The organism is Erythrobacter sp. NAP1 (assembly GCF_000152865.1).
Taxonomy (GTDB): Bacteria; Pseudomonadota; Alphaproteobacteria; order Sphingomonadales; family Sphingomonadaceae; genus Erythrobacter.
On the sequence record NZ_CH672390.1, the window covers coordinates 822,279 to 842,365 of the forward strand.

A 20,087-nucleotide genomic window follows, 5' to 3' on the forward strand; every position below is an offset into this window, starting at 1 on the left:
TCAGATAGCGCGGCGCGCGGGACGCCGTTCTTCCTCCACCTGTCCAGAGCTTTGTGCAAGGTACGTCTTGAGATCGGTGTGCTGTGGCTGGTCGCCGCGTTTTGACAGGATACGCTGAATACGGCTGGTGAGGCTTCGTGGGTCGAAGGGCTTGCGGATATAGTCCTGCGCGCCCGCATAGATCGCCTGGTTCTCGTCATCTGCTCCGCTCATCGCGGTGAACATGATAACCGGCAGGTCGTAGAAGTTCTCGGATTGTCGCAGCTTGCGCAGCAGGCTCACGCCCGAAATGCCCGGCATGTTCTGGTCGAGCAGGAGAATGTCGGGCCGTCGTCGTTGCAGGAGCGTCCAGCATTCCTCACCGCTCGTCACCCAGCCGCAGGCGTGTCCGGCATCGATCAGGACCTGCGAGGCGAGTTCGGCAATCAGTTCGTCGTCATCTGCGATAAGTATGAACGCCATTATCAAGGGGCCATTGTTGCTTCGGGTCGCTATGCGACCGCGCTGAAAGGGTCGGTTTGCAATAGGTACGGTGACACAAATTCGCCTTTGGCGTCGCCTCCGTTCCACTACCTACAATCGGCGCGTGCGCGCTGTTGCCCGATGGCGGGCGCGCTGTCAGACGGGACGCATCATGATTCGCGAGACCAAGCTCGATCCCTTCCTGCCAACCGATGGCATACACAATCTGCGCGATTACGGCGGCTACGCGGCTGCTGATGGTGGCCACGTCAGGGGCGGACTGCTGTTTCGCTCAGGCCAGCACATGGAAGCCTCCGACGAGGATCTCGACACGATCCAGAGCCTCGATATCCGTACAATCGTCGACCTTCGCGGCCTGAGCGAGCGGACGAGCTTTCCCTGTCGGCGGCACGATGAGTTCGGTGCCGATGTCATCGCGTTCGACGGCGAGACCACAAGCTCACCGCCACACGAAGGCGGATGGGACAAGGAGGACATGACTGCCGAAAGGGCGCGTCAGCGCATGCTCTCAGTCTACACCCGCATGCCCGTAAATCCCGCGATGATCGAGATGTTCTCCCGATATTTCAAGGCGCTGGAAACGCGCGAGGGCGGTAGCCTTGTCCATTGCTTTGCGGGCAAGGACCGCACTGGGATCGCAGCAAGCCTGCTTCTTCATGTGCTCGGTGCTCACAAGGACGACGTTGTCGCCGAATTCATGCGCACCAACGATGCACCGACCCAGCATATTCTCGAGCGCCAGTCGCTACCGCGCATGGAGGCGCATTATGGCGAGATAGAGCCCGAGGCGATCCGCAACCTTATGGGAGTGCGCGAGGAGTATATCGAGCGCTACTGGTCCGAGGTCACCCGCGACCACGGCAGCGTCGATGCATACCTTGAGAATAGCTTAGGTGTGGATGACACAAGGAAAGCTCGCCTCAGGGAGCGGTTCCTGACGTGACAAGGCTGCGCCCGGACCCCATATCGCACGGTAACAACTGACCAGATTTGAAGAGACGACCCATGGCTACTCATCACACCAAGATGCTCATCATCGGCTCCGGCCCTGCTGGCTATTCCGCAGCGATCTACGCCGCGCGCGCCATGCTTGAGCCGATCGTGGTTCAGGGCCTGCAACCCGGCGGCCAGCTGACCATCACCACCGATGTCGAGAACTATCCCGGCTTTCGCGACGTGGTGCAGGGGCCTTGGCTCATGGAAGAGATGAAGGCGCAGGCCGAGCATGTCGGCACGCGCATGATGTACGACATCATCACCAGCGTTGATCTCGAAGGCGGCTCGCCTTTCCGCGCAGTGGGCGACAGCGGCGATGAGTACATCGCCGACACGATCGTGATTGCGACGGGCGCTCAGGCCAAGTGGCTTGGCGTTCCCGGTGAGCAGGAGCTCGGCGGCAAGGGCGTTTCGGCCTGTGCAACCTGCGACGGCTTCTTCTATCGCGGTAAGAAGGTCGCGGTGATCGGCGGCGGGAACACCGCAGTGGAAGAGGCGCTCTACCTCACCAACCACTCCGACGACGTGACCCTGATCCACCGCCGCGACGAATTGCGCTCGGAGAAGATCCTGCAGGATCGACTGTTCAAGAGCCCCAAGATTTCGACGCTCTGGAACAAGACCGTCGAAAGCTTCGAGGCAGGGGAAAACGGCACGCTTTCGCACCTCGTGCTCAAGGACACGCAAACTGGCGAGACTTCGACGCTCGAAGTGGACGGTGCTTTCGTCGCGATCGGTCACGCCCCCGCGACCGAGTTGTTCAAGGGCAAGCTGCCAATGGATGAGAGCGGCTATCTCGACACCGAGCCTGGCACGCCCAAGACTGTCATCCCTGGCGTGTTTGCAGCCGGTGATGTGACGGATCACGTCTATCGCCAGGCTGTGACGGCAGCAGGCATGGGCTGCATGGCCGCACTCGACGGCGAGCGTTTCCTTGCGACCATGGAAGACGCCGAGGAAGAGGCCGAAGCGGCGGAGTAGAACCTACTCCGCCATCCGGTGTCAGGCGAAGGCGACGAAGGCCGCTTTCGCGATCAGCGTGATCAGCACGACGCTCGACAAGGCGAACAGGACAAACCGCACCATCACCTTGTTCGCGGTGACTTGAACGAGGCTATGCACCACGCGCAGCCCGACATAGATCCACGCCAGAAACGCGTTCGCTCCGCCCCCTTGGTCGAGAAGCGCCAAGACGATTGCAACCGCGTAGAACACCGTCGGCTGTTCATGCAGGTGGTTGTAGTTGTGCGCTTTCCATTGAACCTCGCGAGGAAGCTTCTGGTCGAGCAGCCCCACGATCTGCGCATCGTCGGGCGCGATTTCGGCCTTCGCCATGGCAGGGATGCGCGACGCATACATCCAAGCCCAAATGATCATCGTCCAGATCATCAATGCGATAACGGGCTGCAGGATTTCTATTCCGATCATGTCGTGTCTTCCGATCAGGTCTTATTGAGGCGCGAGGCTTGGGTCGGCGAATGCTGTCGCCATCACTGCGCGAACGGCGAGGATGATCAGGACGAATGTGCTTGTGAAGAACAGCACGATCCGCACCGGGATCTTGTTGACGAGGATCTGCCACAGCGAATGCACCACGCGGATACCGACATAGATCCATGCCAGCATCACATCGAACGCGCCTGCACCTACCACCGCGAGGATTAGGCTCACCGCGTAGAACAACGTCGGTTGCTCATGAAGGTGCGTATGGTTGTGCGCCGGCCAGTTGGCCTTGTCAGGGATGACGCCCTCCAGGTCCGCGCCGCGCACACCTTCCTTGCGGGGCAGTTTCGACTTGTCTTCGACTTTCGCTATTGCGCCGAAGCGGTACGGGATGATCCAGAACAGTACGATCAGCGTCCACACCACCAGCACGGCGGCAGGCGCGAGCATTTGAGCTTGCATTGCGAGCGATCCCCTTCCTCTCTTGGTTGACGCCTAACTGCGAGAGGCGGGTTCGATTGTCAAATGCAACTGGTCAGGAGCCTGTGCGCGGTGCCTTCAGGACGTGAAGCTGGAAGTAGCCGAGCTTGCCGCGCGTTGAAGTGAGCTCAATGCCATGGGCTTTCGCAATCCGGCGCGCCGCTTCGGGCAGGTCGCTGCGGGTCTGGACATGGAACTTCGCGAGCCATTTGTGGAGCAGTCCCTCAAGCGGTCCGGGCAGACCGCCGAGATCACCGAAATCGACAATATGCAACTCGCCGCCGGGGGCTAGCTGGTCAGCTGTGTGAGCGAGGGCACTCTCCCAATCCGGGACCATCGAGAGCGAATAGGACAGCACGATCCGGTCGAAGCCTTTCTCGCGCAGACCCGGCTCACCGAACGTCTCGTCAGCATGGAAGGCGCAGGCATCGCCAAGGCCGAGCTTTGCGTTTTTCCCAACGGCCTTGCGCGCATTCTTCAGCATCTCTGACGAGATATCGAGCCCGTAAAGCTGCACCCCCGGCCACGCTTTGCCGATCTTGGCGAGGTTTCGTCCGGTCCCACAGGCTACCTCCAGCACCCGCATTCCCGGCCTTGAATCAAGCCCCTCGATCAGCGTGTCGCGTCCGAAGAGGTAGTACTTGCGCGTCAGGTCGTAGATGTGGCGCTGCCCCTTGTAGACGCTGTCCATCAGCGCCCCATGAGAGGTGTTCGCGGTCTGCGCGTCCATCAGGCGAGCTCGTAGACGTGCACGCCGCCGTAGATTGACGAGCGGTCATGTGCGGTGAGGTCAGCCGACTGCTCATCAAGATAGCGCCATTTCGACAGGATCGCATCGTCGAGACGGCCCGGCAGCATGGTCGGTTCAGCGGCTGTGCGGAACAGAACGCGGGCACCGGGACGCGAGGCGCGGGTGATGCGGCCCCACAGATCGTCGAGCTGCGCATTGTTCATCCAGTCCTGCGCATCGAGCAGCACGAAGCGATCCATCGAAGCTTCCTCGCGGTCGCCAATCCATTGCACCATGTTTGCGCGCACGACATCGAGCCGGTCGATCCGCTCGCGCATGGCCTCCCAGTTTTTGCGCTGGAGATACGGCGGTAGCGGCGCGTCCTCGGCTCGGTCATAGCCGCGACCAAAGGCCTGCCACGCGAAGTAGTTGTCCTTGATCTCGAAGTCGCAGGCGAGCTTCTCCAACCGGCGGCGCAGAACCTCTGCCATGCGTTCATCGCCTGCAAGCTCGTCGAACTGTGCAGGGGGGATGCCAAGGCCGAACAGCGAGGCGGGCTGGTCGGTCAGCCAGCGGATGAAGCGCTTGTCGAAGACCGGTGCGAGCTCGGTCTCAAACACCGCGCGCTGCTCTTCCATCGTCTCGGCCTTGAGCAGCTTGGTAAGGTCGATCTTGTAGAGCTTGGCGAACAGGTGAGCGAGGCCGATGAAGTTGCCGAGCAGGCCGCGGCGATACAGGCCCTTGGTGAAGTAGCTGATCCGCCGACGCCCACGGATGTCGCGTTTCTCCCAGTATTTGCGGCTTTCCTCGTCGAGATGCGGCGCGATCATCTCCTTGTAGACCGCCTTGTTCTCCTTGTGGTCGGCATGCGCGAAGAAGCGGTGGAAGCGCTCGTAATTGGGCAGGTGCTTGATCGCGGTGATCTTGAGCTGACCCAGCGCGACGTGAGCGCGGTTAAGGTCGACAGCGGTGACGCTCGCCGGGTTCGCGGTGAGGTAGGAGAGCGCGTTGCAGCTGCCGCTCGCGATGCTCATCACGCGGCTGTCAGGCTCGATCGCGAGGCCTTCCATGTCGCACACCGGGTCTTCCCAGATCTGCGCGTAGACAAGGCCATTGAAGGCGAGCGCGAAGGCTTTGTCGAGCAGCTTGTCCTTCGTGCTTGCGTCCTTTCGCACCACCGCGTCTTCGATGATCCGTTTGGGTTGAGCGTTCATGGGAATTGGCCTCGTGAGGGATGGTGAGGGGTGTTTATGATCGGCGCATGTCGCTTGTGTGACGGTTTCCACAGATCGCTTTGCCGCTACGGCATCCTATACTCCCGCTGCGATGGTCTGCGCAAATCGCGCAGGGTCCGCATTGCCGCCGGTGAGCATGATCACTGTGTCTTCGTCGACCGAAACCTTGCCAGCGAGCGCAGCGGCGAGGGCAGCTGCGCCTCCCGGCTCGATCACCATGCGCAAGTTGGCAAAGGCCCAGCGCTGCGCCTCGCGAACCTCGTCGTCGGTGACGGTGACGCCGGGCTCGGCGCGTTCTTTCAGGACGTCGAGATTGAGCTGCTTCGTGGCCGTGGGTTGCAGCGCATCGCAGATCGTGCGCGGCGCATCCTCGGCTGCGCTCACGATTGAGCCGGTTGCGAGAGCCTGTCCCACCATGTCCCAACCTGCCGGTTCGACGACGTGGATCGCAGTGTCCGGGCAGGCGAGGGCAAGGCCTGCGGCAAGCCCGCCACCGCCGCAGCACACAATGAAGCGCGAAGGCTGGCGGCCAAGCTGGGCCTGCGCCTCTACCCCTGCGCTTCCTTGCCCTTCGATAACCCACGGATCGCCGAAAGCATGGACGAGCGTGCCACCTTGGTCTGCGATCAGCCGTGCTGCCACTTCGTCGCGATCTTCGCCGGGGCGGTTGTAGAGCACGACCTCGGCCCCGAGTGCGCGGGTGTTCGCGAGCTTCACCTCGGGCGCATCGCGCGGCATGACTATGGTGGCCTTGATTCCCAATCGCTTCGCCGCCCAAGCGACGCCTTGAGCGTGGTTGCCCGAAGACACCGCGACCACGCCGCCAGCGCGCTCTTCCTCCGAAAGCGAGGAGAGCCGCCACCAGCCGCCCCTGATCTTGAAGGCGCCGATGGGTTGCAGGTTCTCCGCTTTCACGAAAGCGCGCGTGCCCGCGATCTCGACCGGGAGCAGCGGGGTCGGCGGGAGGATCGCCCCGATGCTCTTCGCCGCTTCTAGCCCCCCTTCGCGAGTCGGTTTGCGGCCAGCGTTCATCGGCTCGACACCCCCATGATACACCCTAACATGGACCGCATGTTACACGGTCCAGAGGCTAATAAAACTCCCGGAATTCCGGGCGATTGCAGCTGTGCGGTTTTCGAGATTGTTGGGAACTGTAACGCCATGCCAGCGCTATGCCTGATAGCGGTCCTGTAGGAAATGGGTGCCTTCGTTGAGGGCGCGCCCGCATTGCCCTAAGGAGCCATCCAAGAATCAATTCCAAGAGGCGAAATTCTCATGTCCAAAGTCCTGGTAATCGGCGCTGGCGGCGTCAGCAGCGTGTGCGTTCACAAGATGGCGATGAACGCGGATATATTCCCTGAGATCCACCTTGCCAGCCGCACAAAGTCCAAATGCGACACCATCGCCGCCAGCGTGAAAGACCGCACCGGGGTCGACATCACAACCTACGAGATCGACGCCGAAGAAGTCCCGGCAATGATCAACCTCATCAAGAAGGTCGAAGCGAGTCTCGTCGTGAACCTCGCTCTTCCGTATCAGGACCTGCCGATCATGGATGCCTGCCTTGCCGCAGGCGTCGATTATCTCGACACCGCCAATTACGAGCCCAAGGACGAGGCGAAGTTCGAATATAAGTGGCAGTGGGCCTATCACGACCGCTTCCAGGAAGCGGGGCTGATGGCGCTGCTCGGTTCGGGCTTCGATCCGGGCGTCACCAGCGTTTTCACGATGTGGCTCAAGAAGCACAAGCTCAAGACCATCCGCCAGCTCGACATTCTCGATTGCAATGGCGGCGATCACGGTCAGGCATTTGCGACCAACTTCAACCCGGAAATCAACATCCGCGAAGTCACCGCGCCCGCGCGCCACTGGGAAAACGGCGAATTCGTCGAGACCCCCGCGATGGGCAAGAAGATCACTTTCGACTTTGAGCAGGTGGGCGAGAAGAACGCCTACATGATGTATCATGAGGAGCTCGAAAGCCTCACCAAGTTCAATCCCGAGATTGAGCGTGCGCGTTTCTGGATGACCTTTGGTGATGAGTACATCAAGCACCTCACCGTGCTTCAGAATGTCGGCATGACCCGGATCGATCCGGTCAAGTATCAGGGCAAGGAAATCATCCCGCTGCAGTTCCTCGCCGCCGTCCTGCCCAAGCCAGAGACGCTGGGCGAAACGACCAAGGGCAACACCAATATCGGCGTCATCGCCACCGGCGAAGCGCTCGACGGGTCGGGCGAGAAGACGTTCTACATCAACAACATCTGCAGCCACGAAGCCGCTTACGAAGAAACCGGCAACCAGGCGGTGAGCTACACTACCGGTGTGCCCGCCATGATCGGCGCTGCGATGATGGTGACCGGCAAGTGGGAAGGTCACGGCGTCTTCAACATGGAAGAAATGGACCCCGACCCTTTCATGGACATGCTGAACGAACACGGTCTGCCGTGGCAGGTGAAGGAAATGGACGGGCCGGTCGACTTCTGATCGCAGGCCGCATTACGTGTTCACACTCCTGCGACATCGTCTCGGCGAACTCGATGGCCCGAAATGGGCCGCGATCTTCGTATTCGAATTCATCGTCGTGCTGCTGGGCGTTCTCGCGGCGCAAATGCTGCAAGAGCGCTTTCAGGCGCAGCAGGCGCGCGCGAATTTCGAGGCGAGCCGGACAGCGCTGAACCGACAGCTCGACAATGTCGGAACCAGCCTCATCCAGCGCGGTCTGCAAGCGGAGTGTATAACCGCCAATCTTCGCGAGATTATCGTTTCGGTTGAGGCAGGTCAGCCGCTTCGCGAGGGTGTCTTCACCAGCCATCCACCCAAGGGCGCGGGCGAATTGACCGCGTGGGACGGGGCGCTGGCGGCGCAAACGCGCAAATACCTGCCCGCGCAGCTTGCGGAATCCTACGAGTTTCTCGGCCTTGTCGCAGGCGACCTGCGCAATGCGGCGCAACGCGAGGAGACCGATTGGGCGACGCTTGCCCTTGCGCGTAGCGATGCGTCGCGCCTCGGCGACGCTGGGCGCACGCAGGTCTTGCTTGCCGCGAACAACCTGCTCCACGCCTATGAGGGCTGGGAACGCGCACCAGCGACAACGCTCAGGCTGATGAGCCAAATCGGGGCCGAGCCCCAGCCGAACCGCATCCGCACAGTCCATCGCGGCGATACACCCTGCAGCCGGGACGTGCTTTCGGGCCTCGAGGCGTTGGAAATGGGAGCCGTGCAGGGCAACGATTAGTCAATCCTGGGCTGCCTATTACACGTTGGACCGCAGCACTTGTTTGCGTTAGGCGGTAAGGCTGGCAGCAAGGGGTGGGCGATGCCGCAAATAGGGTCGACAGTGATTGAAGTGGTGGTGGGAGACATCACCAAGATGGCCTGCGATGCCATCGTCAACGCTGCGAATTCCTCATTACTGGGCGGTGGAGGCGTCGACGGCGCGATCCACCGTGCTGCAGGGCGCGATCTGGTGCATGAATGCCGCTTGCTGGGCGGCTGCAAGACCGGTCAGGCCAAAACGACCAAGGGCTACAATCTACCGGCAAAGCACATCATTCACACAGTTGGACCTGTCTGGAATGGCGGCGAGAAAGGCGAGCCACAATTGCTCGCGAGCTGCTATCGAGAATCGCTGAATCAGGCGAGCAAGCTTGGCGCTCGCGACGTGGCAATCCCCGCAATCTCGACCGGCATTTTTGGCTATCCCGTCAGCATGGCAGCCGAAATCGCAGTGGCGACCGTGATCGAGGAAGTGCGCAACCGCCCCGGCGATTTCGACCGCATCGCGCTTGTCTGCTTTGGAGAGGGCGTGGAGGCTGCGTTCGAGCAAGCCACATCGCTCGCGCTAACCGACTAGCGCGAGAGGCTGCGCGCGCCTATCTGGGCGGCCATGGAAACTAAAGCCGGCAATCCGGGCGCGTTCGCCCATTTCGATCTCTCCCGCGTCGATAGTCCGTCCTTCGTCGTCGACGCTGCCAAGATCCGCGAAAACTGCCAAATCCTCGCCGACATTCGCGACGCGGCGGCGAGCGATGGCGCTTCGATCAAGGTGTTTGCGGCTTTGAAGGCATTTTCGATGTGGTCGGTCGCACCGATCATGGGCGAGTATCTTGACGGCGTATCGACCAGCGGGCTGTGGGAAGCGCGGCTGGCGAGCGAATTCTACGACGGCGATATCGCGACCTACTCAGCAGCGTTCAAGCCTGAAGACCTCGAAGAAATCTGCCGATTGTCCGAGCATGTCATCTTCAACTCGCCCGCCCAGATGCAGCGCGCCGCGCTTATCCTTGACCAGGCGCAAGTGACCGGCGGCGACGTGTCGGTGGGCCTCAGGCTCAACCCGATGGTCGCGACCGGAGAGGTGCCCAAATACGATCCTTCTGCACCCGGATCGCGGCTGGGCTTCCCGATCGACCAGCTCACCGAAGAGCATATGGAAGGCGTCGAGGGCATTCACTTCCACAATCTATGCGAGCAGACTTTCGAGCCACTGCGCCAAACATGGGACCGCGTCTTCGACGTGATTGAGCCGTGGTTCGGACAACTCAAGTGGATCAACATGGGCGGGGGCCACCACATCACCCGCGCCGACTACGAGCGCGACAAGCTGGTAGAATTCCTGCGTGACGCAGCCGAGGACACGGGCGCCGAAATCATTATCGAGCCGGGCGAAGCGGTGGCGCTCGATGCGGGCATCCTCGTCGGCACTCTGCTCGATACTGGCTTCAACGACGTGCCAATCGGCATCACCGATATCAGCGCGACGTGCCACATGCCCGACGTTCTCGAAGCGCCATATCGACCGGCAATGCTGGGAGAACTTACCGACGAGGACAAGATCCCGATCCGTCTGGGCGGGCCATCCTGCCTCGCGGGTGACGTGATCGGCGATTATCGCTTACCGGTTCCAGCCGATCCGGGCGCGCGTTTCGCTTTCCTCGACCAGGCGCATTATTCGATGGTGAAGACCAACACTTTCAACGGCGTCCCGCTGCCGAGCATCTGGCTTTGGGACAGCGAAACCGATGCGCTCGATTGCGTGAAGCGCTTCGAATACGAGGATTTCCGCGACCGCCTGAGCTGACGGCTTACAGGCCCTTGCGCCCGAAACCGCCTGCGCGGGGCTGGATCGTTTCGCGAGCGTGATCGGTGATGCGGGGTTTATCTGCTATCGGCTCTGACCCGAGCGCTCGCCCGCGTTCGTTCTGGTTGATCGCAAGCGCAAGGCGCGCCATCGCGCCAAATTGTTCGGCAGCCTGCGCGACCTTGGCGTGATCATCGCGCGCGTTCATCGTGCCGCTTTCGAACAGATTGCCGCTTTCGACCACGATCACCACTTCGCCCGCGCTGAACACCGCTCGTACCGCATCGCCGCCGAATACGCGCTCGAGTTCGAGGAGATGTTCGATATAGGACGGGTGGATGAGGACGCGCGCTTCGACCTGATCGTCGCTGTAGACTTCGAACACGTCTTCAAAATCGGGATGGACCTGGTCGACGAAATCGAGCCGGTGGCCGTCGAAAGTCACATGGTCCGCCCGGCCTCCAAAGCCCCACCATTTCTTGTGCTTGCCCTTGCGCTGGAGGAGGGTGGTCGAATGGAAATCGCGCCCGAACCCCATGTCGATAATCGCGCCGCGAAACACCGTGACCCAGCGTCGGTTCTTGCCCGATCCGCGCCGCTCTTCGAGATGCGCTTCGTAAAGGTTGAAGCGGTGGCCGGAGAGTTCGCCATACCAGCGGTCCTCGAAATTCCTTCGGTCGCTTGACGACAGAAGCGAGAATTTGCGGGCGGTGTCGTACTCCCATCCTGGGGAGACTTCGTCATTGTATTGAATGCCAAGATCCGCCGCGATCGCGGAATTGATCCCGACCTTCACGTTTTTCTTGGCCTCCGCGATGACAGCATAGCCCCAGGCATAGGCGGCGCCGCCAGCGGCAAAGGCGATGAACAGTTTGAAGTTCCACGCAATCGCGGGGAGGAACCACATGAAGCCGAATAGCGGCAGGCAGATCAGGGCGCCGTAAAACCAGCGCTCCCTGGCTTTTGCCTTGGCCGCAGCGCGCACTTCTTCCTGCTCCGCCAGCCATCGACCGAGCTCGCCATCAAGAAGCCGCTGGATATCCGCCTGCATAACCCCCTCAAACGGCAGAAATCTGCCCTTTTCTTTAACCTTCCCTCGCTACTATAGTCCTGCCCGGTAAAGGAGGGGTGGACAATGGGAATGTTTGGTTGGGTTGTTTTAGGCGTATTGGCGCTGATCGCGGTGCTGGTCGTCGGGATTTACAACAATCTCGTGGGCCTGAGGCAGAATGTGCGTCAGGGTACCGCCGATATCGACGCCCAGTTGCGCCAGCGACACGATCTCATTCCAAACCTCGTTGAGACGGTAAAAGGCTATGCCGGCCACGAGAGCGAGACGCTCGAAGCGGTGATCAGCGCGCGCAATGTCGCAGCCAAAGGCAATCCCGACAGCGGTAGCGAACAGGGCCTGCGCGTCGCGCTCGACAATCTCCTTGCGCTGGGTGAGGCCTATCCTGACCTGAAGGCTTCAACCAACTTTCAGGAGCTGCAGCGCGAGCTGGCTGACATAGAAGACAAACTTGCCGCCGCCCGGCGCGCGCTCAACGCGGCTGTTTCGCGCTTTAACACGGCGCGCGAAAGCTTTCCGGCGGTGCTGTTCGCGGGCGCCCTTGGTTTTCAGGAAGCCGACTTCAACAAGCTCGACGATTCCGAGCGCGGGACCGTCGATCAGGTGCCTAACGTCGCATTTTGAGGCCGCGGGGAACCTTCGCCCGTCTCACACATTTTGTTTGCGAATCTGCGCATCGTGACTATATGCGCGCTTCCGCTGCCCCAAGGGACGTACCGCAAGGCAGCCTCGAACCGTTTGGTTGAACACTGAACCTTAGGGGGTCCCTTGAGTTGCGCACATTTCCTGACGCCAAGGCTGTAGCACGGGCGCTTGAGCCCGAAGAACCAGTCATCCTTAACCGCCCGCACGCTGCGCGGCGCGCTGCGAAGTACTTTGTCGAAAAGTTTCCCGGCAAGGTTCTCTATGCGGTCAAAGCGAACCCCGCTCCTGATCTGATCGAAGTCCTGTGGGATGCAGGCGTGACGCATTACGATGTCGCGTCGATTGCCGAGGTGCGCCTTGTGCGCGGGCTGCTGCCTGATGCGAATTTGTGCTTCATGCACCCGATCAAGCGCCGCCGCGCCATTGCCGAGGCGTATCATGAGCATGGGGTAAAGACCTTCAGCCTCGATACTCTCGAAGAGCTTGAGAAGATCGTGGAAGCCTGCTCCGACCCCGAGACGGGCGAACCTGCAACCGACCTGCGCCTGTGTGTGCGTTTGCGCGTTTCGTCGGAATATTCGGAGCTTTCGCTTGCGAGCAAGTTCGGCTGCGACCTGCTCGAAGCTCCGCAGCTTCTTCAGGCCTGTCGCCAGCATTGCGACTGGCTGGGCGTCTGCTTCCATGTGGGCAGCCAGGCGATGACGCCGTTTGCTTTCGTGCAAGCGCTCGACCGGACCCGCGCTGCCATCGCAGAGGCGTCGGTCGTGATCGACATGATCGACGTCGGCGGCGGTTTCCCGAGCATTTATCCGGGCATGGAGCCTCCGCCGCTCGAAGACTATTTCGCGATCATTCACCAGCACTTCTATGCGCTTCCCATCGCCTACAACGCAGAGTTGTGGTGCGAGCCGGGCCGGGCGTTGTGCGCGGAATATTCGAGCATGATCGTGCGCGTCGAAAAGCGCCGCGGGAATGAGCTCTACATCAACGATGGCGCATACGGTGCGCTCTATGACGCAGCGCATGTTTCGTGGCGCTTCCCCGTGAACGCGCTCGAAGACGACCTGCGCGATGCGGTCGAGGACTTCGCATTCTACGGTCCGACCTGCGACGATGCCGACTACATGGCCGGTCCGTTCCCGCTGCCCGGAGACATTCAGGCAGGCGACTTCATCGAAATCGGCGTGCTCGGCGCATACGGCGCTGCCATGAAAACCGGCTTCAACGGCTTTGGCGATGCAGAAATCGTGATTGTCGAAGACGAACCGATGATGAGCCTGTTCGACGGCAGCCGCCAGCGCGAAGCGAGCGATAATGTGGTGAACTTACGCTGATTGCGAAGGCTCAGGCGTGCTGCCTGAGCCGCCAGATATGCGCTGAAGCCATCAGCAAACCACCTGCGAGCGTGGGTATGGTTTCGTCGACGCCGAACGGCTCTGCAAAGAGCGCTGCCCCAATCAAGCCCATGCCCGAAAGAACAGGTATCAGAAATATGAGAGTGCGAGCGGACGGGGCTTTCCCGATGACCGTCGCCGATGCCGCGATGGCCAATCCTGTCAGTAGCCAATGCACCCATTCGGTCTCGGCAAAACCAGCCAGGAACGGCAAAGTGATCGCGACGATCGGAAGCGCGACGCAATGCACGATGCAAGCGAGACTGAGAGCCGCAGCCGCGCGATCATAAGAGGCAGTGGCAGACACTTCAGTCTTCCTATGAACGCCTCTGCGCAGGGCAACTGCTCGCGCCTCCAGGCAGCGAGATTGCAGCCACTCTCGCGGATATCGTCGCGGATGTTCGCCTCGTCAGAGAAACGGGCGCTGCGTTCGAGGAGTTGGGGCATAAAAAGCGGATGCTCATGAGACGTTGCACTATCTCATAGACGAGGCGGCCTAGACTTGGCGTTCAAGAGCTTGAATAATCGAACTCCGCTAAAGTCCCGGTCCTCACGAGGCGTGTTCCAGGATACCCTCTACGAGATCAGAAGGAGTATGAAATGAAACCCAGCTATCTTCTCGCCGCAGCATCGCTCGCAATTGCCGCCCCGCTTTCGGCCCAGATGCCCGACGAAGGCGCCATGATCGCCGAACAGCGGGAAGCGATGGAAGCGCTGTCATGGATGGATGGGACATGGGAAGGCACCGTCACCACCCAGACGCCCGAGGGTCCGGTCACCTACAGGCAGACAGAAAATATCAGCCCGATCGCTGGCGGCACTGTCCGCGTGATCGAGGGGCGCGGCTTTGATGAAGCGGGCGAGCTCAAATTCAACGCAGCCGCCATGATCGTCTACGATGCCGAGAATGACGAGTACGGCATGATCGCCAGCGCCCGAGGTCGCGCAACGCAGCCCTGGTTCAAGAAGACCGACAACGGCTTTGAATGGGGCTTCGAAACCGGTCCGGTGAAGATTTCATACATCGCTGTCTATGACGACGGCGTCTGGTCCGAAGAAGGCTTCATGGCCTTCGGAGAAGCACCGCCGGCGAAATTCCTCGAAATGCGGCTCGAGCGCACAGGTGGCAGCGAATAGCTTTTATTCGAAGCCCACGAACCGTGCCGCTTCGTCCACGCTGCGCCGCGTGATTTTGACCGGGTTTGCCGGGAAATCCTCATCTGGCCAGCCCATCGCGACAGCTTTCATGATCACCTGATCGTCAGGTATATTTGCGTGTTCGCGCACGACCGGCGACTGCATGATGCCCTGCGAGTTGATCACGCAGCCAAGCCCGCGCGACCATGCCGCGTTGACGAGCGCGGTGGTGACCGCTCCGCAATCAAACACGGTGTCGTCGGCGTCGGAGAGCTCCTTGTCATAGGTGATGATCACGCACACTGGCGCATCGAACTGGCGAAAGCCGCGCAGAACCCAGTCCTGGCGCTTTTCCTTGTCATCGCGGCCAATGCCCATCGCTTCGAAAAGCTGGATCGCACAGCCGACCTGGCGGTCGCGGTGGACGCCCTGAAAGGGGTGGCCCTTGCGAAACTCGCGGCTGTCGGGCTCGCCTGCCAGAATGCGCTCGGTGTTGCCCTTGCGGATTCGGTCGAGCGGTTCGCCGCTGATGACGTGGAAGTGATAGGGCTGGGTGTTCATCGACGAGGGCGAGCGCATCGCCATCGTCAGCAGTTCCTCGATCAGTTCGCGCGGAACGGGCTTGTCGAGATAACCGCGGATCGAGCGCCGCCCGAGCACGACTTCTTCATATGTCTGATCGACGTTACCGCCCACTTCTCTCTCCCGAATCTGTCTGCGAGAGAGCTAGCGCAGCCGGCGTCTGGCGCAAAGTCCGCTACGTCAGCGCGCTCTCAGGGCGTGAAGAAGGGCTTGTCGCCAGCAATCGTCACCCGCTCCATCACGCGGCGCGCGGGGAAATAGTCCGAGACTGCGAGGTGCTGGCACACGCGGTTGTCCCAGAATGCCACTGAGCCAGCCTGCCAGCGAAAGCGGCACTGGATCTCCACGTCCTTGGCGGTCGCGTAAAGATGGTCGAGCAGCCACGCGCTTTCCTTGGCCGACAGCCCCTCGATATGGCTGGTGAAGGCGGTGTTGACGTAGATGACTCGCTCGCCCGTTTCAGGGTGGGTGCGGATCACCGGATGGCGCATGGGCGGATACTTTTCGTGCAGGTCCTCTGGTGCCTTTCCAAGCCGTTTGGCGAAGACGCGGCTGATATCGTGAACGGCGGTGAGGCTTTCGCAAAAGCGCTGCATCTGTTCGCTGAGACGCTCGTAAGCGAGGTGCATGTTCGCAAACAGCGTATCGCCGCCGCATTCAGGGACTTCGCGAGCCAGCAGGATCGAGCCGAGCGAGGGTTCCTCACGCCAGGTGACGTCGGAATGCCAGTTGTTCTCCTGCCCACGGCTTTTGGGCCCGTGAGCGATGCGCAGAACTTCGGGGTTGGCCTGGTCCTTGGGTGTCGCCGGATGGATCTCGAGTTCGCCGAAATGGCGCGCAAAGGCGATGTGCGCTTCTTGCGTCAGGTCCTGATCACGGAAGAAAATGACGCCATATTTGAGCAAAGCCGCGCGCACCTCTGCAATGCGTTCAGCAACATTGGGAGCGCCTAGGTCGATGCCATGAATCTCTGCACCAATCGCCGGGGTGAGCGGTCGGATGTCGAGCGTGCCTGTGTCAAGTTTCGTCCGATCGAATGTGGTGGCCATGTCTCTCTCCCTCGATTGAGAGTGTGCAGCCAAATCGCGAGAGAGGCAATGATCGCTCGGTCGCGCGGCTACTCACACGTATTCGTGACGCTCACCGCATCGAAGTCATATTTGGCGAGGGCTGGGTCGTAGTCGAGCAGCCCAAAGCGGCCATTTTGCAGATCGAAGATCATGCGCCCGCGATTGACTGCGCCGAGCACCCCGTTGGATTCGAAGAACTCATCCTTGCCAAAACCGCGCGCTGTTACCCACAGATCGAACGTCTCTCCGCCGAATGCCACCGGCACCTGTTGCTCGCTGAATGAGCCCCAGCTTCGCTCGAACGTGCGAACCGGTCCGCAGGAAATGCCTTCAAGCCATTCTGGCGGCAGGTTGTTGTTTCCCGATCCTGTGTCGATGATCACGTTGCGCCCGATGCCCAGAATGTCGGCCCGCACCAGCGGATAGCGCGACGTACCCATCAGGAACCGGCCCGGAAGGTCAGCTGGCGGTGTATCGCGGTAGAGGCGCAGCTTGCCTTCCACTTGGTCAATCTCGACCGCGGCGAAGAACCTAGCAAACAGGTCTAGACCGAAGATCATGTCGCTTGCCAGCCCAGCCGCCTCGAGCTTTGCCTTGTCCTCGGCGGTGTTTCGGCTGGTAGTGGCGGGAATGTTGCGCAGCACTGCATCACCGATCGTCAGCTCGCGGATGATGGTCGCGTCCTGCTTCGCGCGAATGTCGAATGCAGGGATGTAGGAATAGCCTCCGCCTTCCGTCTCGATCGCAAAGCCTTCGCGCGTGGCGATGTCGTAGTCGACCGAAACTCCGGGCGCTCCTGTGTCAAAAACGATCGTAATCGGCTGGCCGTTGATTGACGCGCTGAACTTGCGGTTCGCAAAATCGACCTCGATCACATCGGAGCCGATCTCGGCGCTGGGTGGTTCGGCCTCGGCGAAAAAGCGGATCTGCGGACCGATTTCTTCGCCAAGCGTCTGAGCGGCGTCGACGTAACCGGGAAAATCGAGCCTGTGGCGAAACTGGTTTAGTGCAAGCGCCTTGTATGCGTCGCGGGCTTCGTCACTCGCACTGTCGGGGATTGCGGATGCAAGGAAAGAGCCGCCTTGGGGCTCTCGTTCGATGATCGCGGTCAAAGCCGAAGTCAGCGCGTCGTCCGTTTCTCTTTCGGTGAAGAAGGCGAAGTCGAGCCGTTTCAGCGCGGCGGCTTGCGGGCTCAGTTCTTGCGTAGCTGCTGCCTCGCTTTCCTGTGCGCTTGCAGGCCCGATAACGGGACTTGCAAGCAAGGCAGCGGCGGCGGCGAGAAGGACGGGGTTTCGCGTCGAGCGGCGGCAAATCATCGAGATGGGCAATGCTCCAGTTGGTTTCGGTTCGCGTACAGCTACGCTGCCGAAACGTTCCAAGACGCGTTGGCGAGCTAGCCGAGCACGTTCAAAAACAGGGCTTTGAAGCGCGTGACGCCGGATTTCACTAAGGCGGGAGACCCCTTACGCCGCTTCGCGCAGGTCCATTTCGAGGCGGTCCCAGATTTCCACCAGCGCATCGGTCAGTTCGCTCATCATCTCTTCGGTGTGATGAGGGCCGGGCGTGAAGCGCAGGCGTTCCGTGCCGCGTGGCACGGTCGGGAAATTGATCGGCTGAACGTAGACACCGTATTCGGCGAGCAGGATGTCGCTGATCTTCTTGGCGCGCACCGGATCGCCGACCATCAGCGGGACGATGTGAGTGACGCTGTCCATGACAGGTAGGCCTGCCTCGGCGAACTTCAGCTTGAGCGTTGCTGCTGCCTGCTGCTGAGCATTGCGTTCGACGTTCGAGTTCTTGAGATGCTTCACCGATGCGAGCACGCCTGCGACAAGAACCGGCGAAAGCGAGGTCGTGAAGATGAAGCCTGGCGCATAGGAGCGGATGCAATCGATCACACGGGTGTCGGCTGCGATATAGCCGCCCATCACACCGAACGCCTTGCCCAGCGTGCCTTCGATGATGTCGATCCGGTCTGCCGCGTTGTCGCGTTCCGAAATGCCACCACCGTGGTCGCCATACATGCCGACCGCGTGAACTTCGTCGATATAGGTGAGGGCGTTGTACTTCTCGGCCAGGTCGCAGATCGCGTGGATCGGTGCGACGTCGCCGTCCATCGAATAGACGCTTTCGAAAGCGATGACCTTGGGCGTATCGGCGTCTTCGGCGGCCAGCAGCTCTTCAAGGTGCCGCAGATCGTTGTGACGGAACACGCGCTTTTCGCAGCCGGAATTGCGGATGCCTGCGATCATGCTGGCGTGGTTCAACTCATCGGAGAAGATGACGCAACCGGGGAGCAGCTTCGCCAGCGTCGAGAGCGTCGCATCGTTCGAAACGTAGCCGCTGGTGAACAGCAGTGCGGCATCCTTGCCGTGAAGCTCGGCGAGTTCCTTTTCCAGCTCGACATGCAGGTGCGTGTTACCGCCGATATTGCGCGTGCCGCCGGAACCGGCGCCGACATCGTGCAGTGCATCTTCCATCGCACCGATCACGACATCGTGCTGGCCCATGCACAGATAGTCGTTCGAACACCACACGGTGATGGGCTTGGGCCCATTGTGACCGTGGAAGCACCGCGCATTGGGGTAGGCGCCCTTGTTGCGCATGATGTCGATGAAGACGCGGTAGCGGCCTTCCTCGTGAAGGCGGTCGATCGCGGAATCGAAGATCTGGTCGTAGTTCACTGTCGCTCTGCTCTTTGAAGGGACTGGTGAACAGCCCCCAGAATTTCAGGACGACCCGTTGGACCGGGCTCTTGACGTCCAAAACCCAAACACCTGCAGGCCATACAACCCCCCAATGGCGCAAATGTTTCTGAGAGGCCTATGTAGCAAGCCTTGCTCACAAGAAAACCGCGATCTTTGCGAGCGATTTGCAGTTTTAAGTAACGCTAAAACGCTCGCAGATCGTCGAATCCATAGTTGTGAAGCGTTTGAGAGAGCCTCTCGAATTGCGCCAGATCGCCGGTGCTGACCGCGAAACTTGGTGCTGCCGGATCGAAAGCCTGGCCTTTCGTGAGGTGGGCAATGCGCCGCGCGATCCCGTCTGCGCCGTCAACGAAACTGACGCCGTCACCGAATTCTGCGCCAAGTTCTTCGGTCAGCAGAGGGAAGTGAGTGCAGGCGAGCACAACCGTGTCGATCTGATCTCCGCCATCCATCGCGCGCAAAGTTGCTACCGCCGACTGGATTACGCTGCGGTCGACCTCCTCGCCGCGAAGCTTGGCCTCTGCTGCGCGGACAAGGCCACTCGCCCCGTGGCGCAGCAGGCGCTTGTCAGCGGCGAACTCGGCTTCGAGATTGTCGACATAGGCCTGGCGCACGGTCGCCTGTGTGCCCAGCAGGCCAATCGTACCGGTCTTGGTGATCGCGGAGGCTGGCTTGATCGCTGGGACCGTCCCGACAATCGGCACTTCGAGCACGTCGCGCACCATGCCGAGCGCGATTGTGGAGGCCGTGTTGCAGGCGATGCAGACGAGACGAGGTTGGTAACGCTCGCTCATCCGACCGAGCAATCCGGCAACCCGCGCCGCGATCTCGGCTTCCGATTTCGTGCCATAGGGCAGGCCCGCAAGATCGGCCGCGTAGATAATCGGCGCATCAGGCAACAGCTTGCGCACAGCGGCATGCACCGTCAGCCCGCCGACGCCGCTGTCGAACAGCAGGATAGGGGAGGATGGGTTCAAAATGACGTTTTCCGTTCGCCCATTAGCGTCGCAATGCTTGCCCACGCGACCTACT

At 60.8% G+C, this 20,087-nt stretch carries 22 protein-coding genes; 9 read left to right on the top strand and 13 right to left on the bottom strand.

Annotated features, from left to right (window positions below):
* The gene (locus NAP1_RS03760; RefSeq protein ID WP_007163905.1) at positions 1–462 is read right to left on the bottom strand and encodes a response regulator; all 462 of its coding nucleotides are present in this window, start codon (positions 460–462) and stop codon (positions 1–3) included.
* Positions 463–634: 172 nt separating this feature from the next.
* Between NAP1_RS03760 and NAP1_RS03765 the strand changes: the two genes are divergently transcribed.
* Together NAP1_RS03765 and trxB are read left to right on the top strand one after the other, a co-directional pair.
* The gene (locus tag NAP1_RS03765; RefSeq protein WP_007163906.1) at positions 635–1,426 is read left to right on the top strand and encodes a tyrosine-protein phosphatase; all 792 of its coding nucleotides are present in this window, start codon (positions 635–637) and stop codon (positions 1,424–1,426) included.
* 62 nt (positions 1,427–1,488) lie between these two features.
* Positions 1,489–2,460, top strand: a complete 972-nt coding sequence (trxB, locus tag NAP1_RS03770) for a thioredoxin-disulfide reductase (RefSeq protein ID WP_007163907.1) — start codon at positions 1,489–1,491, stop codon at positions 2,458–2,460.
* Positions 2,461–2,481: 21 nt separating this feature from the next.
* Here the strand turns inward: trxB and NAP1_RS03775 are convergent, their stop codons facing one another.
* The 5 genes from NAP1_RS03775 to NAP1_RS03795 all read right to left on the bottom strand — a co-directional run bounded on the left by NAP1_RS03775 (position 2,482) and on the right by NAP1_RS03795 (position 6,399).
* Complete coding sequence (locus tag NAP1_RS03775; RefSeq protein WP_007163908.1) at positions 2,482–2,907, bottom strand: MAPEG family protein; 426 nt, start codon at positions 2,905–2,907, stop codon at positions 2,482–2,484.
* Between the two features lie 21 nt (positions 2,908–2,928).
* On the bottom strand, positions 2,929–3,384 hold the full coding sequence (locus NAP1_RS03780; RefSeq protein WP_007163909.1) for an MAPEG family protein: 456 nt from the start codon (positions 3,382–3,384) through the stop codon (positions 2,929–2,931).
* Positions 3,385–3,457: 73 nt separating this feature from the next.
* Positions 3,458–4,132 carry a class I SAM-dependent methyltransferase gene (locus NAP1_RS03785; RefSeq protein WP_007163910.1) on the bottom strand — a complete coding sequence of 225 codons (675 nt, stop codon included), beginning with the start codon at positions 4,130–4,132 and terminating at the stop codon, positions 3,458–3,460.
* Positions 4,132–5,346 carry a DUF3419 family protein gene (locus NAP1_RS03790; protein WP_007163911.1) on the bottom strand — a complete coding sequence of 405 codons (1,215 nt, stop codon included), beginning with the start codon at positions 5,344–5,346 and terminating at the stop codon, positions 4,132–4,134. Before NAP1_RS03790 ends, NAP1_RS03785 begins: the two co-directional genes overlap by 1 nt.
* A 96-nt stretch (positions 5,347–5,442) precedes the next feature.
* Positions 5,443–6,399, bottom strand: coding sequence for a threonine/serine dehydratase (locus tag NAP1_RS03795; protein WP_007163912.1), 957 nt, complete (start codon positions 6,397–6,399; stop codon positions 5,443–5,445).
* A 243-nt stretch (positions 6,400–6,642) separates the two neighbouring features.
* Between NAP1_RS03795 and NAP1_RS03800 the strand changes: the two genes are divergently transcribed.
* The 4 genes from NAP1_RS03800 (at position 6,643) to NAP1_RS03815 (ending at position 10,450) form a co-directional block, all read left to right on the top strand.
* Positions 6,643–7,854 carry a saccharopine dehydrogenase family protein gene (locus NAP1_RS03800; protein WP_007163913.1) on the top strand — a complete coding sequence of 404 codons (1,212 nt, stop codon included), beginning with the start codon at positions 6,643–6,645 and terminating at the stop codon, positions 7,852–7,854.
* Between the two features lie 16 nt (positions 7,855–7,870).
* On the top strand, positions 7,871–8,605 hold the full coding sequence (locus NAP1_RS03805) for a hypothetical protein (protein ID WP_007163914.1): 735 nt from the start codon (positions 7,871–7,873) through the stop codon (positions 8,603–8,605).
* 81 nt (positions 8,606–8,686) lie between these two features.
* Positions 8,687–9,223 (top strand): O-acetyl-ADP-ribose deacetylase, encoded by a 537-nt coding sequence (locus tag NAP1_RS03810; protein WP_007163915.1) that lies wholly within the window; start codon positions 8,687–8,689, stop codon positions 9,221–9,223.
* A gap of 33 nt (positions 9,224–9,256) precedes the next feature.
* Complete coding sequence (locus NAP1_RS03815) at positions 9,257–10,450, top strand: carboxynorspermidine decarboxylase (RefSeq protein WP_007163916.1); 1,194 nt, start codon at positions 9,257–9,259, stop codon at positions 10,448–10,450.
* Between the two features lie 4 nt (positions 10,451–10,454).
* Here the strand turns inward: NAP1_RS03815 and NAP1_RS03820 are convergent, their stop codons facing one another.
* Positions 10,455–11,501, bottom strand: a complete 1,047-nt coding sequence (locus tag NAP1_RS03820; protein WP_007163917.1) for a DUF3137 domain-containing protein — start codon at positions 11,499–11,501, stop codon at positions 10,455–10,457.
* Positions 11,502–11,585: 84 nt separating this feature from the next.
* Between NAP1_RS03820 and NAP1_RS03825 the strand changes: the two genes are divergently transcribed.
* Both NAP1_RS03825 and NAP1_RS03830 read left to right on the top strand, forming a co-directional pair.
* Positions 11,586–12,143 (top strand): LemA family protein, encoded by a 558-nt coding sequence (locus tag NAP1_RS03825; RefSeq protein ID WP_241761176.1) that lies wholly within the window; start codon positions 11,586–11,588, stop codon positions 12,141–12,143.
* A 149-nt stretch (positions 12,144–12,292) separates the two neighbouring features.
* Complete coding sequence (locus tag NAP1_RS03830; RefSeq protein ID WP_007163919.1) at positions 12,293–13,498, top strand: type III PLP-dependent enzyme; 1,206 nt, start codon at positions 12,293–12,295, stop codon at positions 13,496–13,498.
* Positions 13,499–13,508: 10 nt separating this feature from the next.
* On the opposite strand, the gene NAP1_RS03835 is transcribed toward NAP1_RS03830, so the two are convergent.
* Positions 13,509–13,865: a MerC domain-containing protein gene (locus NAP1_RS03835; RefSeq protein WP_007163920.1), complete on the bottom strand. Its 357-nt coding sequence runs from the start codon at positions 13,863–13,865 to the stop codon at positions 13,509–13,511.
* 293 nt (positions 13,866–14,158) lie between these two features.
* On the opposite strand from NAP1_RS03835, the gene NAP1_RS03840 reads away from it, so the two are divergent.
* Positions 14,159–14,695, top strand: a complete 537-nt coding sequence (locus tag NAP1_RS03840; protein ID WP_007163921.1) for a hypothetical protein — start codon at positions 14,159–14,161, stop codon at positions 14,693–14,695.
* A gap of 3 nt (positions 14,696–14,698) precedes the next feature.
* Here the strand turns inward: NAP1_RS03840 and NAP1_RS03845 are convergent, their stop codons facing one another.
* The 5 genes from NAP1_RS03845 to murI form a co-directional block, all read right to left on the bottom strand.
* Positions 14,699–15,391, bottom strand: a complete 693-nt coding sequence (locus tag NAP1_RS03845; protein WP_007163922.1) for a nitroreductase — start codon at positions 15,389–15,391, stop codon at positions 14,699–14,701.
* A gap of 77 nt (positions 15,392–15,468) precedes the next feature.
* Positions 15,469–16,326, bottom strand: a complete 858-nt coding sequence (locus tag NAP1_RS03850; protein ID WP_007163923.1) for a TauD/TfdA family dioxygenase — start codon at positions 16,324–16,326, stop codon at positions 15,469–15,471.
* A 68-nt stretch (positions 16,327–16,394) separates the two neighbouring features.
* Positions 16,395–17,663: a retropepsin-like aspartic protease gene (locus NAP1_RS03855; RefSeq protein ID WP_007163924.1), complete on the bottom strand. Its 1,269-nt coding sequence runs from the start codon at positions 17,661–17,663 to the stop codon at positions 16,395–16,397.
* 147 nt (positions 17,664–17,810) lie between these two features.
* Positions 17,811–19,031, bottom strand: coding sequence for a 5-aminolevulinate synthase (hemA, locus tag NAP1_RS03860; RefSeq protein WP_007163925.1), 1,221 nt, complete (start codon positions 19,029–19,031; stop codon positions 17,811–17,813).
* A gap of 206 nt (positions 19,032–19,237) precedes the next feature.
* On the bottom strand, positions 19,238–20,032 hold the full coding sequence (gene murI, locus NAP1_RS03865; RefSeq protein ID WP_007163926.1) for a glutamate racemase: 795 nt from the start codon (positions 20,030–20,032) through the stop codon (positions 19,238–19,240).
* Positions 20,033–20,087 lie beyond the last annotated feature (55 nt).

What these genes read in the sequence shown, in the direction of transcription:
- NAP1_RS03760 (WP_007163905.1), bottom strand. Translation starts at nt 462, where the DNA reads ATGGCGTTCATACTTATCGCAGATGACGACGAACTGATTGCCGAACTC.
- NAP1_RS03765 (WP_007163906.1), top strand. Translation starts at nt 635, where the DNA reads ATGATTCGCGAGACCAAGCTCGATCCCTTCCTGCCAACCGATGGCATA.
- trxB (WP_007163907.1), top strand. Translation starts at nt 1,489, where the DNA reads ATGGCTACTCATCACACCAAGATGCTCATCATCGGCTCCGGCCCTGCT.
- NAP1_RS03775 (WP_007163908.1), bottom strand. Translation starts at nt 2,907, where the DNA reads ATGATCGGAATAGAAATCCTGCAGCCCGTTATCGCATTGATGATCTGG.
- NAP1_RS03780 (WP_007163909.1), bottom strand. Translation starts at nt 3,384, where the DNA reads ATGCAAGCTCAAATGCTCGCGCCTGCCGCCGTGCTGGTGGTGTGGACG.
- NAP1_RS03785 (WP_007163910.1), bottom strand. Translation starts at nt 4,132, where the DNA reads ATGGACGCGCAGACCGCGAACACCTCTCATGGGGCGCTGATGGACAGC.
- NAP1_RS03790 (WP_007163911.1), bottom strand. Translation starts at nt 5,346, where the DNA reads ATGAACGCTCAACCCAAACGGATCATCGAAGACGCGGTGGTGCGAAAG.
- NAP1_RS03795 (WP_007163912.1), bottom strand. Translation starts at nt 6,399, where the DNA reads ATGAACGCTGGCCGCAAACCGACTCGCGAAGGGGGGCTAGAAGCGGCG.
- NAP1_RS03800 (WP_007163913.1), top strand. Translation starts at nt 6,643, where the DNA reads ATGTCCAAAGTCCTGGTAATCGGCGCTGGCGGCGTCAGCAGCGTGTGC.
- NAP1_RS03810 (WP_007163915.1), top strand. Translation starts at nt 8,687, where the DNA reads ATGCCGCAAATAGGGTCGACAGTGATTGAAGTGGTGGTGGGAGACATC.
- NAP1_RS03815 (WP_007163916.1), top strand. Translation starts at nt 9,257, where the DNA reads ATGGAAACTAAAGCCGGCAATCCGGGCGCGTTCGCCCATTTCGATCTC.
- NAP1_RS03820 (WP_007163917.1), bottom strand. Translation starts at nt 11,501, where the DNA reads ATGCAGGCGGATATCCAGCGGCTTCTTGATGGCGAGCTCGGTCGATGG.
- NAP1_RS03825 (WP_241761176.1), top strand. Translation starts at nt 11,586, where the DNA reads ATGGGAATGTTTGGTTGGGTTGTTTTAGGCGTATTGGCGCTGATCGCG.
- NAP1_RS03840 (WP_007163921.1), top strand. Translation starts at nt 14,159, where the DNA reads ATGAAACCCAGCTATCTTCTCGCCGCAGCATCGCTCGCAATTGCCGCC.
- NAP1_RS03850 (WP_007163923.1), bottom strand. Translation starts at nt 16,326, where the DNA reads ATGGCCACCACATTCGATCGGACGAAACTTGACACAGGCACGCTCGAC.
- NAP1_RS03855 (WP_007163924.1), bottom strand. Translation starts at nt 17,663, where the DNA reads ATGATTTGCCGCCGCTCGACGCGAAACCCCGTCCTTCTCGCCGCCGCC.